We start from the raw sequence: 14,484 nt of genomic DNA, 5'->3' as shown, positions 1-14,484 counted from the left end.
TCGGGGCCATCCGCGGCGGCGCCGACTCCGAATGCCTACCGTGCTGGCAGACGGAGCGGACGGAAGGCGGGACCGGATGACCGAGGGCGACAGCGCCGGTGACGTGCCGGGGCGGTCGAGGCTGCACGTCGTGCCCCCGGCCGCCCCGGACCAGCGGGCGGAGACCGACGAACTGGTGCGGGCGATGGCGCGCGGCGACGAGGCGGCGTTCGAACGCCTCTACGACATCGTGTCGCCCCGGGTCTACGGACTGGCCCGACGCGTGCTCCGCGACCCGGCGCAGGCCGAGGAGGTCGCGCAGGAGGTGCTGGTCGAGGTGTGGCGCACCGCCGCCCGCTTCGATCCGGCCAAGGGCTCGGCCACCGCCTGGATCTTCACCATCGCCCACCGCCGGGCCGTGGACCGGGTCCGGTCCGAGCAGGCCGGCGCCGACCGCACCCGCCGCGTCGCCGCCGGATCCGCCGAGACGCCGTACGACGAGGTGGCCGAGGAGGCGGCGGCCCGGTGGGAACGGCAGCAGGTGCGGCACTGCCTGGACGTGCTCACCGAGATGCAGCGCGAGGCGATCACGCTGGCCTACTACGGCGGGCACAGCTACCGCGAGGTGGCCGGCCTGCTGGGCGCCGCGCTGCCCACCGTCAAGACCCGCATGCGGGACGGGCTGATCCGTCTCCGCGACTGCCTGGGAGTGGAGTTCAGCCGATGACCGACATCCACGCGCTCGCCGGGGCGTACGTGCTCGACGCGGTGGACGACGTCGAGCGGGCCGCGTTCGTCCGGCACCTGGCCGGCTGTGAGAGCTGCGCGCTGGAGCTGGCCGAGTTCCACGAGACGGCGGCCCGGCTGGCCGACCCGACCTGGTCCGTGCCGCCGCCCGCGTTGCGTACGTCGGTGCTGGCGGAGATCCGGCGTACCCCGCAGGAGCGACCCGGCCCGGTCGGTCGGGCGGCCCGCGACCGGACCGGGGGGTGGCGCCGTCGGGCGGCCGTCGCGGCCGCCGCCGTGCTGTTGGCCGGCGGCGCGGGCGCGGCCACCTGGACAGTCCAGGAGCAGCGGGTACGCGACGCGCGCACCGAAGCCGGCGCGGCGCGGGACGAGGCGGGCCGGATCCGTGCCGTGCTGGCCGCCCCGGACGCGGTGGTCCGGACCGGAGCGGTTCCGGCGGGCGGCCGGGTCACCGTGGTGGCGTCGCCGAGCCGGAACGAGGGAGTGGCGCTGCTCGACGGGTTGACCGTCCCCGCCGCCGGCCGGGCCTACCAGCTCTGGCTGATCGACGGCGCGACGGCCACCTCGGCCGGCGTGCTGCCGGCCGGCCGGGGTGGCGGTTCGACGCTGCTGTCCGGGGTGCGGGGCAAGGGTCTCCTCGGGGTGACCGAGGAGCCGGCGGGCGGGTCGGCGCGGCCGACCACGACCCCGCTGGTGGCGGTCGCGCTCGCCTGATCTTTTTCGCGGACCGACCCATCCACGGGCCGGTGGGCACCGAATCCCTTCCAGACCGACAGTTCACCATCTGAAGGGATTTACCTGATGCGTCCCATGAAGTTCACCGCTGTCGCCCTTGCCGCCACGCTCAGCCTCGGACTCGCCGCCTGCGGCGGGGACGACACTGACACCGACACCGCCGCGCCGGCCAGCAGCGCCCCGATGAGTTCCGCGCCGGCCAGCAGCGCGCCCGCGATGGCCGACGGCCAGTTCGGCCCCGGCTGCGCCGCGGTGCCGACCGACGCGTCGAACCCGGGCAGCTTCGCCGCCATGGCCAAGGTGCCGGTGGCCACCGCCGCGTCCGGCAACCCGGTGCTGAGCACGCTGGTCACCGCCGTCAAGCAGGCCGGCCTGGTCGACTCGCTGAACAGCGCGCAGGGCCTCACCGTCTTCGCGCCCAGCAACGACGCGTTCGGCAAGCTGCCCAAGGCCGACCTGGACAAGGTGCTCGCCGACAAGAAGATGCTGACGGACGTGCTGACCTATCACGTGGTCGAGGGCCGGCTCGGCCCGGACCAGCTCGCCGGCGCGCACAAGACGCTCCAGGGCGGCGAGGTGACGGTCGCCGGCAGCGGCACCGAGTTCACCGTGAACGGCAACTCCATGGTGATCTGCGGCAACGTGCAGACCGCCAACGCGACCGTCTACATCGTCGACTCGGTCCTGATGCCGAAGTCCTGACGCGGCCGGCGAGCGGCGAGAGGAGAGACCGATGATCCGCCGTACCCTGGCGGCCGCCGGGACGGGCCTGCTCGTGGCCGCCGCCGGGGTGGCGGTCGCGGAACTGCTCGCCACCGCCGTCCGCCCGCAGGCGGCGCCACTGGTCGCGGTCGGCGGCGCCGTCGTGGACGGTGCGCCGACCCCGGTCAAGGAAGGGGCGGTGCGTACGTTCGGCACGTACGACAAGCCGCTGCTGCTCGGCGGCATCACACTGGCGCTGGCGCTGCTGGCCGCCCTGACCGGGATCGCCGCCCGGCGTCGCCCGGTGCTGGGCCTGCTCGGGCCGGCGGTGCTCGGGGTGGCCGGCGTCGGCGCCGCGTTGACCCGACCCGACGCCAGCCCGGCCGACGCCCTGCCGGCCCTGGCCGGCGCCGCGGTGGCCGCCGCCCTGTTGCGCTGGCTGCCCCTGCCCGGCCGGCCGGCCGCCCCGAACACCCCGGACGCCGCCGCCGACCCGGTGGGGGTGGGCCGGGAGGCGTCCGGGGGCGGCGCGGCCGGTTCCGCCGGGGTGGGCGGTCCTGGCGAGGGCGGCCCTGATGGGGACGGCCATGGTGCGGGCGGCTCCGGTAGCTCGGGATCGACGGGCGGGCCGACACGGCGGACGGTGGTGCGGAACGCGACGCTGGTCGCTGCCGGAACCGTGTTCGCCGGGGCCGGCGCGGCCGTGCTGCGCCGGCTGACCGTGGCCGACGCGGCCCGGTCCCGGGAGGCCGTCCGGCTGCCCGCGCCGGCCTCGCCGGCCCGGCCGCTGCCCGCCGGCGTGGCCCCCGGCTTCCGCACCCCGACCGAGGAGTTCTACCGGGTGGACACCGCGCTCACCGTGCCCCGGATCGACGTGGACTCCTGGCGGCTACGGCTGCACGGCCTGGTGGCGCGGCCGGTCGAGGTGAGCTTCGCCGACCTGCTCGACCGCGGCCTGATCGAGCGGGACATCACGCTGAGCTGCGTGTCCAACGAGGTCGGCGGCCCTTATGTGGGGACCGCCCGGTGGCTCGGGGCGCCGCTCGCCCCGTTGCTGCGGGCGGCCGGCATCCGGGCCGGCGCCGACCAGCTCGTCGCCCGCTCGGACGAGGGAATGACCATCGGCACCCCGATCGAGACGCTCCTCGACGGCCGGGACGCCATGCTCGCGGTCGGGATGAACGGGGCGCCGCTGCCCTTCGCGCACGGCTTCCCGGTCCGGATGCTCACCCCCGGCCTGTACGGCTACGCGGGCGCGTGCAAATGGGTCACCGAGTTGGAGGTGACCACCTTCGACGCCTTCGACGCGTACTGGGTGCGGCGGGGCTGGGCGCGGGAGGCGCCGGTGAGGACCGCGTCCCGGATCGACCGGCCCGCGCCGTTCGCCCGCATCCCGGCCGGACCGGTCACCGTGGCCGGGGTGGCCTGGGCCCAGCACCGGGGCATCGCGGCGGTGGAGGTGTCGGTGGACGGTGGCCCGTGGCGGGCGGCCGAGCTGCTACCCACCGCCTCCACCGACACCTGGGTGCAGTGGCGCTACGCCTGGCCTGCCCCGGCCGGCCCGCACAGCCTGCGGGTACGCGCCACCGACGGCACCGGAGCGACGCAGCCCGAGCAACGCCGCACCCCGTTCCCCGACGGCGCCACCGGCCACCACACCATCACCCTCACCGTGCGGTGAAAGGAGGGGCCCCCTGTTAACGCCTGCGGTAGAGGAGGGGGCCCCGCTTAACACGCGGCATCGTGCGGGGCCCCGGCTAGCCGGTGTACGGGGCCAGCGCCTCGCCCAGCTCGGCGGGGGTGTCGAACTCCTCGGCCGGCAACGTCCGGAGCATCTGGAGCGTCTCGGTGCTGGCGCCGTTCTCCTGGGCCCAGCGAACCAGGTCCTCCCGGGAGACCGGGTAGTCGAGTCCGGCGACGAACTCCTGCAACTGCGCGTCGCTGACGGTCATGTCGCGCGGCTACCCGCTGGGCGGCGCGGCATGCCGGTCCCGACGGCGGTTTGCCCAGGCGGGGCCCGGGTAGCCGCGGACATGCTGGTTCAGCGGCTCGGCGCACCGAGCGACTTCGACCCCCTGCTGGAGCGCGTCCGCGACGCCCGCATCGTGATGATCGGCGAGGCGACGCACGGCAGCTACGACTACTACCGGCTGCGGGAGCAGTTGACCCGGCGACTCATCGCCGAGCAGGGTTTCGACTTCGTCGCGGTGGAGGGGGACTGGCCGGACTGCGACCGGGTGCACCGTTCAGTGGTGGGCGCACCGGGCGGACTGGCCGATCCGATGGTCGCGTTGGAGCGGTTCGAACGCTGGCCCACCTGGATGTGGGCGAACGCGGAGGTGGCCCGGTTCTGCCGGTGGCTGCGCGCCTGGAACCTGGAGCGGCCGGAGGGGGAGCGGGCGGGCTTCCACGGCCTCGACGTCTACTCGCTCTGGGAGTCGATGCAGGCCATCTTCGACTACCTGGGCGAGGAGGACCCGGCGTCGCTGGAGGCGGCCCAGGAGGCGTACCGCTGCTTCGAGCCGTACGGCAAACAAGCCGAGGAGTACGGCCTGGCCAGCCGGTTCGTCTCCGCCCGGTGCGAGGAGGAGGTGGTCCGGTTGTTGGCGCGTACCCGGGAACAGGCCGCCGCGGACGGCCCGGACCGTTTCTCGGCCTGGCAGAACGCGGAGGTGGTGGCCGGCGCGGAGCGGTACTACCGGGCCATGATCGGCGGCGGTCCGGAGTCGTGGAACGTCCGCGACATCCACATGGCGGACACGCTGGACCGGCTGCTCGACCGCTACGGGCCGGACGCGCGCGGCGTCGTGTGGGCGCACAACACGCACGTCGGCGACGCGCGGGCCACCGAGATGGGGGCGGACGGCATGGTCAATATCGGTCAGCTCGGTCGGGAACGGCACGGCCGCGACGCGGTGGCGCTGATCGGCTTCGGCAGTTGGCGGGGGAGTGTGATCGCCGCCCCGCGCTGGGGCTCCCCGGCCGAGACGATGGTGGTGCCGCCGGCCCGGGAGGGGTCGGTGGAGCACCTGTTGCACGAGTTGATGCCGGACCGGGCGGTGCTGGTCTTCGGCGGCCCGGACGAGCCGGAGTGGGTGACCGGGGAGGCGGACCACCGGGCCGTCGGCGTGGTGTACGACCCGAGCTTCGAGTCGTGGGGCAACTACGTGCCGACCCGGCTGGGGGAGCGGTACGACGCGTTCGTCTGGTGCGACGAGACGACCGCCCTGCATCCCCTGCCGGCGTTGGTGACACCGGGCGAGATGGAGACGTATCCCGCTGGCGTGTGAAGTGGGGTGTTGGGAGGGGCCCCCTGCTATACGCCAGGCGTTAACAGGGGGCCCCTCCTTTCACTTCACCGGGGCGGGCTCGCGTTCGGCGAGGTGGGCGCGCAGGCCCTCGCCCTCGACGTCCACGTTGGGCAGCAGCTTGTTCAGCCAGCGCGGCAGCCACCAGGCGGCGTTGTTCAGCAGCGACATCACCGCCGGGACGATGGTCATCCGGACCACGAACGCGTCGATGGCGACACCGATCGCGAGCGCGAAGCCCATCGACTTGATGATCGGGTCGTCCAGGAAGACGAAGCCGCCGAACACCGACATCATGATGAGCGCCGCGGCGGTGACCACCCGGGCGCCGTGCCCCATGCCGTTGATGGTGGCCTGGCGGGCGGTGTCCCCGTGCACGAAGTCCTCCCGCATCCGGGAGACCAGGAAGACCTCGTAGTCCATGGCCAGGCCGAACAGGATGCCGATGAGCAGGATCGGCAGGAAGCTGACCAGCGGCGCCGGCGTGTCGACGCCGAGCAGCCCGGCCAGGTGGCCCTGCTGGAACACCGCGACCGTGATGCCGAACGTGGCCGCCACGGTGAGCAGGAACCCGAGCGCCGCCTTCACCGGCACCAGGATCGACCGGAACACCAGCATCAGCAGCAGCACGGACAGGCCCACCACCAGCAGCAGGTAGACCGGGAGCGCGTCGGAGAGCTTCTCCGACACGTCGATGCCGATCGCGGTGACGCCGGTGAGCAGCACCTCGGCGTTGCCGATGCCGCCGACCTGCCGGCGGATGTCGTGCACCAGATCCTCGGTCTTCTCGTCGGTCGGCCCGGTCTTCGGGATCACGCCGAGCAGCGCGGTGCGGCCGGACGGGTCGAGCTGCGGCGGAGCCACCGCCAGCACCCCGTCGGTCTTCTGGATCAGCGACGCGACCTGCGGCATGGCGGCCTGGGTTGCCTGCGGCGAGTCGGCGGTGACCACGACCGCGAGCCGGCCGGTGAAACCGGGGCCGAAGCCCTCCCGGATCAGGTCGTTGCTGACCCGGGCCGGGGTGCCCTCGGCGGCGGTGGAGGCGTCCGGCAGCGCCAGGCGCATGTCCTGCGACGGGATCGCCAGCAGGCCGAGGCCGAGCAGGCCGACCAGGATCACCGGGATGCGGAACCGGGTCACCCAGTTCGCCCAGCGGAACCCGAAGCCGGAGCGGTCCTCCGAGCCGGTGCCCGGGTCCGCGACCGCCTCACGGTTGCGGAGCTTGCGCGGCAGCACCCTGCGGCCGGCGAAGCCGAGCAGCGCCGGGGCCAACGTGATCGCCACCAGCACGGCCACGGTGACGGTGCCGGCGGCGGCCAGGCCCATCACGGTGAGGAACGGGATGCCCACCACGGCCAGGCCGGCCAGCGCCACCACCACCGTCGCGCCGGCGAACACCACGGCGGAGCCGGCGGTGCCGACCGCGCGGCCGACCGCCTCCTCGGGGGAGAGCCCGTCGAGCAGGTTCTGCCGGTGCCGGGAGGTGATGAACAGCGAGTAGTCGATGCCGACCGCCAGGCCGAGCATCAGCGCCAGGATCGGTGCGGTGCTGGTCAGCTCCACCGCGCCGCTGAGCGCGAACAGGCCGGCCATGCCGACGCCGACGCCGATCAGCGCGTTCAGCATGGTCATCCCGGCCGCCACCAGCGAGCCGAACGTGATGACCAGGACGATCGCCGCGACCAGCACACCGAGCGCCTCGGTCGAGCCGACCTCCGGCTCGCCGTTGAGCACCTCGCCGCCGGGGGCGATCTGCCAGCCCTGCGCCTCGGCCTGCTGGCCGACCTTCTCGTACGCGTCGCGCTGCTCGGTGGTCACGTCGTCCGCGCGGCCGGCGAACTGCACCTGGATCAGCGCGTACCGGCCGTCCGGCGTGAGCGCCTGCGCCTGGTAGGGGTCGATCGCGCCGACCACGCCGGGCAGCGTGGCCGCCTCCTGGGTGACCTGCTTGACCACCGCCTGGCCGGCCGGCGAGGTGAGCGCGCCGTCCTGCGGCGCCTTGACGGCGATGGTGCCGGTGGCGCCGCTGGCCGCCGGGAACCGGTCGGCGAGCAGGTCGATGGCCTGCTGCGACTCGGTGCCGGGCATGGTGAAGTTGCTCGCCGTCGGGCCCCGCAGCGTGGCCGCGGCCAGGCCGAGGCCGACGAGTACGACGAGCCAGACGACGGCGACGAGTCGCCGTCGGCGTAGGGATGCCCGGCCGAGCCGGTACAGCAGGGTCGCCATGGACCTTCCTTCGTCCTCGGGTGCGAACTGGTGGGATCAGGTGGTGGGTTCGAGCGCGCGGTGCGCCACGGCGAGCAGCGCGGGTCGCAGCTCCTCGTCGGGGATGTCCAGGAACTCGCCGCAGGTCTCGGCGATGCCGGCCAGCACGACAAGCGCGGCGACGCGGGCCACCGGCCGGTCGGAGAAGCCGGCGAACGCGGCGACCAGCCGTTCGGAGATCTGCTGGATGTGCGCGAACGCCGGCTGCTGGAGCAGGTCCGGGAACTCGCCGCGGAGCAGCGCGATCTCCCGGCGGTAGCGGACCGCCAGGTCGACGAAGCCCTCGGCGGCGGCCCGCTGGGCCGGCGCGCCGGTGAGGTCGGCGAGCCGGGCGTCGAGTGCCTCCAGCATCGCGATGGCCGGGGCCATCAGCTCGCAGAGCAGGGCGTCCTTGCTGGCGAAGTGGTAGAGCACGGTGGCCTTGGAACAGCCCACCTCACGGGCGATGTCCTGGAGCGAGGTGCCCTTGTAGCCGGTGACGGCGAACCGACGGGCCGCGGCGGTGAGCAGCTCGTCGTGGGTGGCCGGGGTAGCGCGTGCCATGCCCTCCAGCATGCCTGACCGATCGGTCAGCACCTGACCGATCGGTCAGACGGATCGGGTGGGCTTCGCCACAGGATGCTCCCGGTCGTACGCGGCCCGGGCCGCGCTGATCGACTCGCGGTGCCGCTCCGCCCAGCGGGTGAGCGCGACAAGCGACTCGTGCAGCTCCCGGGCCATCGGGGTGGCGGTGTACTCCACCCTCGGCGGCACCGTCGGATGCACGTGCCGGACCAGCAGCCCGTCGCGCTCCAGGTTGCGCAACGTCAGCGTGAGCATCCGCCGGCTGATGCCCTCCACCCGCCGTTCCAGCTCGGTGAAGCGCACCGGGCCGGTCGAGGCGGCGATCAGGATGCCGATGCTCCACTTGCTGCCGACCCGGTCCAGCGCCTCCCGCACCGTGCAGGCCCGCGCCTGCGTCCCGTCCGCGGTCCGGCCGGCCGGGTCGGACGCGCACCGGTCGTCCTGGGTTGTCACCGCGGCTCCTTCCGCTCGGCCCCGACGGGAGCCTCGGTGACCATCATGCGTCACGGGTGGCAGCCGACCGCCCGGAGTGCGTACGGCTACCGCGTGCCGGGCCGGTGAAGACCTGGGTTGTTCCCGCCTACGAACTTGATGGCATGAATGCATCAGCCGCCGAGAGGGCAGCCCGGCGGCATGTTCCGGGCCGGGACCGTGCCGAGCCGGGCGACCTCAGGGGCGCCGGGCCGAGCCGACCCACACCGTGGCTCCGGACGTGCGTCACGCACCCGTTGACCCGTTCACGCCATCAAGTTCGTAGCGTGGTGGCGCATCACCCAGGCGTTCGACGTTTCGCCCAGCGGGAGTTCGGACACCCGCCCCCAGGCGGGCTGTCACGCCGGCGCCGTGTCGGGGTTGCCGAGCCGCCGCCGGGCCGGGAAGGTGGTCGGATGGGCGCCCCTGACGAGACCCGGGACGGGATCTCGCTGACCAACCTGGACCAGCCGCTGTTCGACTCCGCCGGTGCGACCAAGCGCGACCTGGTCGACTACCTGGACGCGCTGCACGGGCGGATCCTGCCGGAGCTGCGCGACCGGCCGCTGTCGGTGCTGCGGGTCCGGCCCGGCCAGGAGCCGTTCATGCAGAAGAACCTGCCGAAGCACACGCCGGAGTGGGTGCGCCGCACCGAGGTCTGGGCGGAGGCGTCGCACCGGCGCATCTCGTACGCGCTCTGCGACGACCGGCGGACGCTGCTCTGGTTCGCCAACCAGCGGGCGGTGGAGTACCACCCCACGCTGGCCCGCGCCGGGGCGCCCGAGCACGCCACCCACCTGGTGCTCGACCTGGACCCGCCGGAGGGGGAGACGTTCGGCGCGGCGGTACGCGTCGCGCTGCTGGTGCGGCAGGCGCTCGGCGACGCCGGGCTGGCCGGTGCGGTCAAGACCAGCGGCGCGAAGGGCCTGCACGTGATCGTGCCGGTGACACCGGAGACCACGGCCGAGGAGGCCGCCGCCGCGACCCGGGCGCTCGCGGCCCACACCGAACGGCTCGACCCGGCGCTGGCCACCACCGCGTTCATCGTGGCCGACCGCGGGGGCCGGGTCTTCGTGGACTCGACCCGCGCGCACGGGGCGACGGTGGTGGCCGCGTACAGCCCGCGGATCCGGCCCGGCGCGCCGGTGTCGTACCCGATCGGCTGGGCCGACCTGGAGTCGGCGACGCCCGCCGACTTCACCGTGAAGACCGTGCCCGCGCTGCTCGGCGACCGCGACCCGTGGGCCGAGGCGCTGCCCGCGCCGCAGTCGCTGCCGGCGGAGCTGGTCGCCGAGGGGCGGACCATCCCGGTGGCCCGGGTCCAGGCGATGCACGAGGGCAAGCGGCGGGCCCGGGCCCGCCGGGAAGCCGGCTGACCGGCAACGCGAAAGCCCGGGCGCGACGGCCCGGGCTTCGAGATGTTGTCTGGTGCCCCCGGCAGGATTCGAACCTGCGCCCCCGCCTCCGGAGGGCGGTGCTCTATCCCCTGAGCTACGGGGGCTCAGCGACCCGAGAAGAGTAGCAAACCCCTTCCCGGATCACCGAATCGGTATCGCCCGCGAGTCGATCTTCACCGGTCAGGCGGCGGCGACGGTGCGACCGCAGCTCGGCAGCGGGTGCAGCGCGATGCGGCGGGGCAGTCGTCGGGGCCACTCGTTGCGAGGCCAGGAGCCGTCCACGATCAGGTGCACGGGGCGTTGGTCGGCGCCGCTGAGCCGCAGGACGAAGTCCCGGGGCAGCGGCGGGTCCACCGACGGCGTGGTGACCATGAACCGCACCCGCCCCCGGGAGGAGACCGCGGAGACCACGTCGGCGGCGGGCATGGTGCCGCGCAGCCGGACCCGGCCGAGCCAGTAGATCTCCGCCGCGTGCTCCTGGGCCGCCCGGGTGATCGCCGGGTACTCGCTGCGTACCCACCGCTCGACCGCGCCCACGCAGAGCCCGCAGGCCCGCTCGCGCGGCTCGCGGGGGCCCAGGCCCCAGGCCCGGAGGTACGCCCCGACGGTGCCGGCGTCCATGGCCAGTGCGAACCGGCGTTCGATGAGCGTGGTCAGGCTCTGCCGTGTCCACAGCTCCTCGTCGAGGCCGAACTCGTCCGGGTGGACGCCCCGCAGTACGTCGATGAGTTCGAGTTCCTGTTCGCGGCTGAGCGTTCCCGGCTCGCCCTGCCGCAGTCCGCGACGGACGGCTGCCACCGCTCCGTCACCGCCGATGGTGTGGCGTCGGCACCAGCTGGTCACCGACCGCCCTGCGTCTCTGAGTGCAACCCCCACGTCCTGCGCAACGACCCCGAATCACAACTGGTCACGATATGTGGGTAGAAAAAGTCTACGAGCGGCATAACGGACAAAGTTGCTGGGCTCGGACATGTTGGAGCCCGCGTCGCGGGCGCGACGCGGGCTCCGGTGAGCGGAGGGCGGGACCGTCAGGGCGTGCCACCCAGGCGCTTGAGCGCCGCGGTGAGGTTGGCCAGGTCGTTCTGCTGGGTGTTCTTCATGACCTGGGCGACCGCCAGCACGTCGTCGTCGTGCCCCTCGGCGAGGATGCCGTCGATCATGTGGACCCCGCCGATGTGGTGCTGGATCATCATCTTCAGGAACATCACGTCGAACTCGCGACCGCTCGCCGACCGCAGCTTCGCCATCTCCTCGGGCGTGGCCATGCCCGGCATCAGGCCGTTCCTGACCAGCCCCGCGCCGTCCGGCATCCACGCCATCGGGGCCTGGTCCCCGGTCGGGTCCAGCTTCCAGGAGCGCAGCCAGGTCTGCATGGTGCCGATCTCACCCTGTTGCCCGGTGGCGATGTCCACCCCGACCTGGCGGACCTCCGCGTCCTGCCCCTGGCGGAACGCCAGCAGACCCATGGCCACCGCCTGGTTGTGGTGGGCGGTCATGTCCCGGGCGAAACCGGCCTCGGCCGAGTTCTGGCCCGGGCGGGTGAGCGTCGGGGTGAGCAGGCCGCCGGCGTACCCGAGGAGCAGCCCGACCACGACGGCGGCGGCCACGGCCAGCAGGCCGTAACGGCGCGCCGCCGGCCGGCCGGCCTCGTCGGCGGCCGGGGCCTCGTCCAGCTCGCTGTCGGTGGTCACCGGGGCGGTCATCGCGGCGTCCTCACTGGGTGGGCTGCTCGGGCATGTTCTGCTGGAGGTTGTCACGCGGGGTGGTGCCGGTGGCCGTCACGCCCTGGTCGCAGAGCGCGTTCGGGCCCTCGATCGAGGCGTTCACCCGCAGCGTCTTGATGAACTCGTCGATCCGGCCGTCGTCGGCGTTGTCGACCTTGAGCTGGAAGCCCCAGGCCTGGAGCGAGATCGGCTTGTCCAGCCCCTCGTACGGGCTGAGCATCAGCTTCTCCTTGCCCTGCACCTTGCTCTTGAGCTTCGCCACCTGGTCGGCCGGCAGGTCCGGGCGGTAGGTGATCCAGACCGTGCCGTGTTCCAGGCTGTGCACCGCGTGCTCGTTGGCGATCGGGGCGTCGTAGACGTCGCCCATGCAGTTCTGCCACGCCTGGTTGTGCGGGCCGGCGACCGGCGGGGAGACGTCGTACTTGATCGTGCCGGGCTGGTGGTTTCCGCCCTTGACCAGGTCCTTGTCCTTCTTGCGGAAGTCGACCATGCCGTCGATCGCGTCGGCCCGCTTCTGCCAGGGCTGGGCGCCCTGGTAGACCGCCCAGGCGCCGATGCCGATGATGCCGACGGCCAGCACGCCGACCGCGACGAAGAGGGCGATCGGGCCCCACGAGCGACCCTGGCTCACCTTGACCGGGGTGACCGGCTTGCGGCCCTTGCCCCCGGCGCCCGCCCGTGGGCCCTTGCCGCCGCCGGGCTTGGTCGCGCCGGCCTTGGCGGCGGGCTTCTCGGCAGCCGCGGGCCGGCCGGCGGCCGGCTTCTTGCCGGTGCTGACCACGGTGGGACGGCGTTCCGGGCCGCCCGGGGTGCTGATGCTCATCGTGCCTCGTCAGGTCGGTCGGTCAGGGGAGCGCGGGGCCTGTTCACATGCTGGGTCGCCGCCGCGGTGCCCGAGTCTACCCCCGATAACATGGTTCGGTGACTCCCGCAGAACTCGCCGAGGTCGTCCTCGCCGCAGCCCACGCCGTCTTCGACGAGCGGGGCCTGGACCCTGCCGCGTTGCCCGCGCAGACCACCGTCGAGCGACCCCGTAACCCCGATCACGGTGACTACGCCTCGACGCTGGCGTTGCAGCTCAGCAAGAAGGTCGGCGTGCCGCCGCGGGAGCTGGCCACCGCGCTGGCCGAGCAGCTCGGCAACGCGCCGGGGGTCAAGTCGGTGGAGATCGCCGGCCCCGGCTTCCTGAACATCCGGCTCGACGCCGCCGCCGCCGGCCAGCTAGCCAAGGTCATCGTCGAGGCCGGCCCGGCGTACGGAAGCAGCGACACCCTGGCCGGGCAGCGGATCAACCTGGAGTTCGTCTCGGCGAACCCGACCGGCCCGGTGCACATCGGCGGGGTCCGCTGGGCGGCGGTCGGCGACGCGCTCAGCCGCCTGCTGCGCGCCACCGGTGCGGACGTGGGCACGGAATATTACTTCAACGACGCCGGCTCGCAGATCGACCGGTTCGCCCGGTCCCTGCTGGCCGCCGCCAAGGGCGAGCCGGCGCCGGAGGACGGCTACGGCGGCGCGTACATCGCCGAGATCGCGGCCGAGGTGATCCGGCGCCGGCCCGAGGTGCTCGACCTCGACGACGACGCCGCCCAGGAGGTGTTCCGGGTCGAGGGCGTCCAGCTCATGTTCGCCGAGATCAAGTCCTCGCTGCGCGACTTCGGGGTGGAGTTCGACACCTACTTCAACGAGAAGGACCTGCACGACCGGGGCGAGCTGGAGGCGGCGCTGACCCGGCTGCGGGAGCAGGGGCACGTCTTCGAGTCCGAGGGCGCGACCTGGCTGCGCACCACCGACTTCGGCGACGACAAGGACCGGGTGCTGCGCAAGTCCAACGGCGAGTGGACCTACTTCGCCGCCGACTGCGCCTACTACCTCGACAAGCGGGAGCGCGGCTTCGAGCGGGTCGTGATCATGCTGGGCGCCGACCACCACGGCTACATCGGCCGGATGAAGGCGATGGCCGCCTGCTTCGGCGACGACCCGGCGCGCAACCTGGAGATCCTCATCGGCCAGCTCGTCAACCTGGTCCGCGACGGCGCCCCGGTGCGGATGAGCAAGCGGGCCGGCACCGTGGTCACCCTGGAGGACCTGGTCGACGCGATCGGCGTGGACGCCTCCCGATACGCGCTGGCCCGCTACTCGGCCGACTCACCGATCGACATCGACGTGGAGCTGTGGACCCGGGCCAAGAACGACAACCCGGTCTACTACGTCCAGTACGTGGCCGCCCGCACGGCCGGGGTGGCCCGCAACGCCGCCGAGATCGGGCTGACCCGGTCCGACGCCGCGGCGTTCCGCCCCGAGCTGCTCGGCCACGAGAAGGAGAACGAGCTGCTCAAGGCGCTCGCCGAGTTCCCCGCCGTGGTGGCCACCGCCGCCGAGCTGCGCGAGCCGCACCGGATCGCCCGCTACCTGGAGGAGAGCGTCGCGCAGGCGTACCACCGGTTCTACGACAACTGCCGGATCGCGCCGCAGGGCGACGAGGAGATCACCGACACCCACCGGGCCCGGCTCTGGCTCAACGACGCCACCCGGGTGGTCATCGCCAACGGCCTGCGCCTGCTCGGCGTCTCCGCGCCGGAAAGGATGTGATCC

The 14,484-nt window shown here is 73.4% G+C and carries 14 protein-coding genes and 1 tRNA gene; 7 read left to right on the top strand and 8 right to left on the bottom strand.

Translation table 11 applies throughout. From position 1 onward, the window contains the following. Nucleotides 1-76: 76 nt before the first annotated feature. The 4 genes from sigK to OG767_RS26800 all read left to right on the top strand — a co-directional run bounded on the left by sigK (nt 77) and on the right by OG767_RS26800 (nt 3,844). Complete coding sequence (gene sigK, locus OG767_RS26815) at nt 77-706, top strand: ECF RNA polymerase sigma factor SigK (protein WP_405091018.1); 630 nt, start codon at nt 77-79, stop codon at nt 704-706. Next, nucleotides 703-1,440, top strand: coding sequence for an anti-sigma factor domain-containing protein (locus OG767_RS26810; protein WP_405091017.1), 738 nt, complete (start codon nt 703-705; stop codon nt 1,438-1,440). The genes sigK and OG767_RS26810 overlap by 4 nt, the downstream gene beginning before the upstream one ends. 87 nt (nt 1,441-1,527) lie before the next feature. Further along, nucleotides 1,528-2,163 (top strand): fasciclin domain-containing protein, encoded by a 636-nt coding sequence (locus tag OG767_RS26805; protein WP_405091016.1) that lies wholly within the window; start codon nt 1,528-1,530, stop codon nt 2,161-2,163. 31 nt (nt 2,164-2,194) lie between these two features. Next, nucleotides 2,195-3,844 (top strand): molybdopterin-dependent oxidoreductase, encoded by a 1,650-nt coding sequence (locus tag OG767_RS26800; RefSeq protein ID WP_405091015.1) that lies wholly within the window; start codon nt 2,195-2,197, stop codon nt 3,842-3,844. Between the two features lie 76 nt (nt 3,845-3,920). Here the strand turns inward: OG767_RS26800 and OG767_RS26795 are convergent, their stop codons facing one another. Then, nucleotides 3,921-4,115 (bottom strand): DUF2795 domain-containing protein, encoded by a 195-nt coding sequence (locus OG767_RS26795; RefSeq protein ID WP_405091014.1) that lies wholly within the window; start codon nt 4,113-4,115, stop codon nt 3,921-3,923. 81 nt (nt 4,116-4,196) lie between these two features. Between OG767_RS26795 and OG767_RS26790 the strand changes: the two genes are divergently transcribed. Then, the gene (locus OG767_RS26790; protein ID WP_405091013.1) at nt 4,197-5,453 is read left to right on the top strand and encodes an erythromycin esterase family protein; all 1,257 of its coding nucleotides are present in this window, start codon (nt 4,197-4,199) and stop codon (nt 5,451-5,453) included. 60 nt (nt 5,454-5,513) lie between these two features. Here OG767_RS26790 and OG767_RS26785 read toward each other — a convergent pair whose 3' ends face one another. The 3 genes from OG767_RS26785 to OG767_RS26775 are packed head-to-tail and all read right to left on the bottom strand — an operon-like array spanning nt 5,514 to nt 8,675. Continuing rightward, a complete protein-coding gene (locus OG767_RS26785; protein WP_405091012.1) occupies nt 5,514-7,697 on the bottom strand; it encodes an MMPL family transporter in 2,184 nt (727 codons plus the stop codon). 36 nt (nt 7,698-7,733) lie between these two features. Further along, a complete protein-coding gene (locus tag OG767_RS26780) occupies nt 7,734-8,279 on the bottom strand; it encodes a TetR/AcrR family transcriptional regulator (protein WP_405091011.1) in 546 nt (181 codons plus the stop codon). Between the two features lie 45 nt (nt 8,280-8,324). Continuing rightward, nucleotides 8,325-8,675, bottom strand: coding sequence for a winged helix-turn-helix transcriptional regulator (locus OG767_RS26775; protein ID WP_405094320.1), 351 nt, complete (start codon nt 8,673-8,675; stop codon nt 8,325-8,327). A 512-nt stretch (nt 8,676-9,187) separates the two neighbouring features. Here OG767_RS26775 and ligD point away from each other — a divergent pair. Next, complete coding sequence (gene ligD / locus OG767_RS26770; protein WP_405091010.1) at nt 9,188-10,147, top strand: non-homologous end-joining DNA ligase; 960 nt, start codon at nt 9,188-9,190, stop codon at nt 10,145-10,147. A gap of 50 nt (nt 10,148-10,197) precedes the next feature. Here the strand turns inward: ligD and OG767_RS26765 are convergent. From OG767_RS26765 to OG767_RS26750, 4 genes are all read right to left on the bottom strand, one after another. Then, nucleotides 10,198-10,272: transfer RNA gene (locus OG767_RS26765), tRNA-Arg, on the bottom strand. Between the two features lie 76 nt (nt 10,273-10,348). After that, nucleotides 10,349-11,044 carry a winged helix-turn-helix domain-containing protein gene (locus OG767_RS26760; RefSeq protein ID WP_281937651.1) on the bottom strand — a complete coding sequence of 232 codons (696 nt, stop codon included), beginning with the start codon at nt 11,042-11,044 and terminating at the stop codon, nt 10,349-10,351. Nucleotides 11,045-11,196: 152 nt separating this feature from the next. Continuing rightward, a complete protein-coding gene (locus OG767_RS26755; RefSeq protein WP_405091009.1) occupies nt 11,197-11,871 on the bottom strand; it encodes a DUF305 domain-containing protein in 675 nt (224 codons plus the stop codon). A gap of 10 nt (nt 11,872-11,881) precedes the next feature. Continuing rightward, nucleotides 11,882-12,715: a DUF3105 domain-containing protein gene (locus tag OG767_RS26750; protein WP_396777818.1), complete on the bottom strand. Its 834-nt coding sequence runs from the start codon at nt 12,713-12,715 to the stop codon at nt 11,882-11,884. 98 nt (nt 12,716-12,813) lie between these two features. Between OG767_RS26750 and argS the strand changes: the two genes are divergently transcribed. Then, the gene (gene argS / locus OG767_RS26745) at nt 12,814-14,481 is read left to right on the top strand and encodes an arginine--tRNA ligase (RefSeq protein WP_405091008.1); all 1,668 of its coding nucleotides are present in this window, start codon (nt 12,814-12,816) and stop codon (nt 14,479-14,481) included. Nucleotides 14,482-14,484: the final 3 nt, after the last annotated feature.

Origin of the sequence: Micromonospora sp. NBC_01392 (assembly GCF_045040125.1) — a bacterium.
In the GTDB taxonomy this organism is placed as follows: Bacteria; Actinomycetota; Actinomycetes; order Mycobacteriales; family Micromonosporaceae; genus Micromonospora.
Note: the sequence above shows the minus strand (reverse complement) of the source record. Positions and strands in the feature narration are given on the sequence as shown.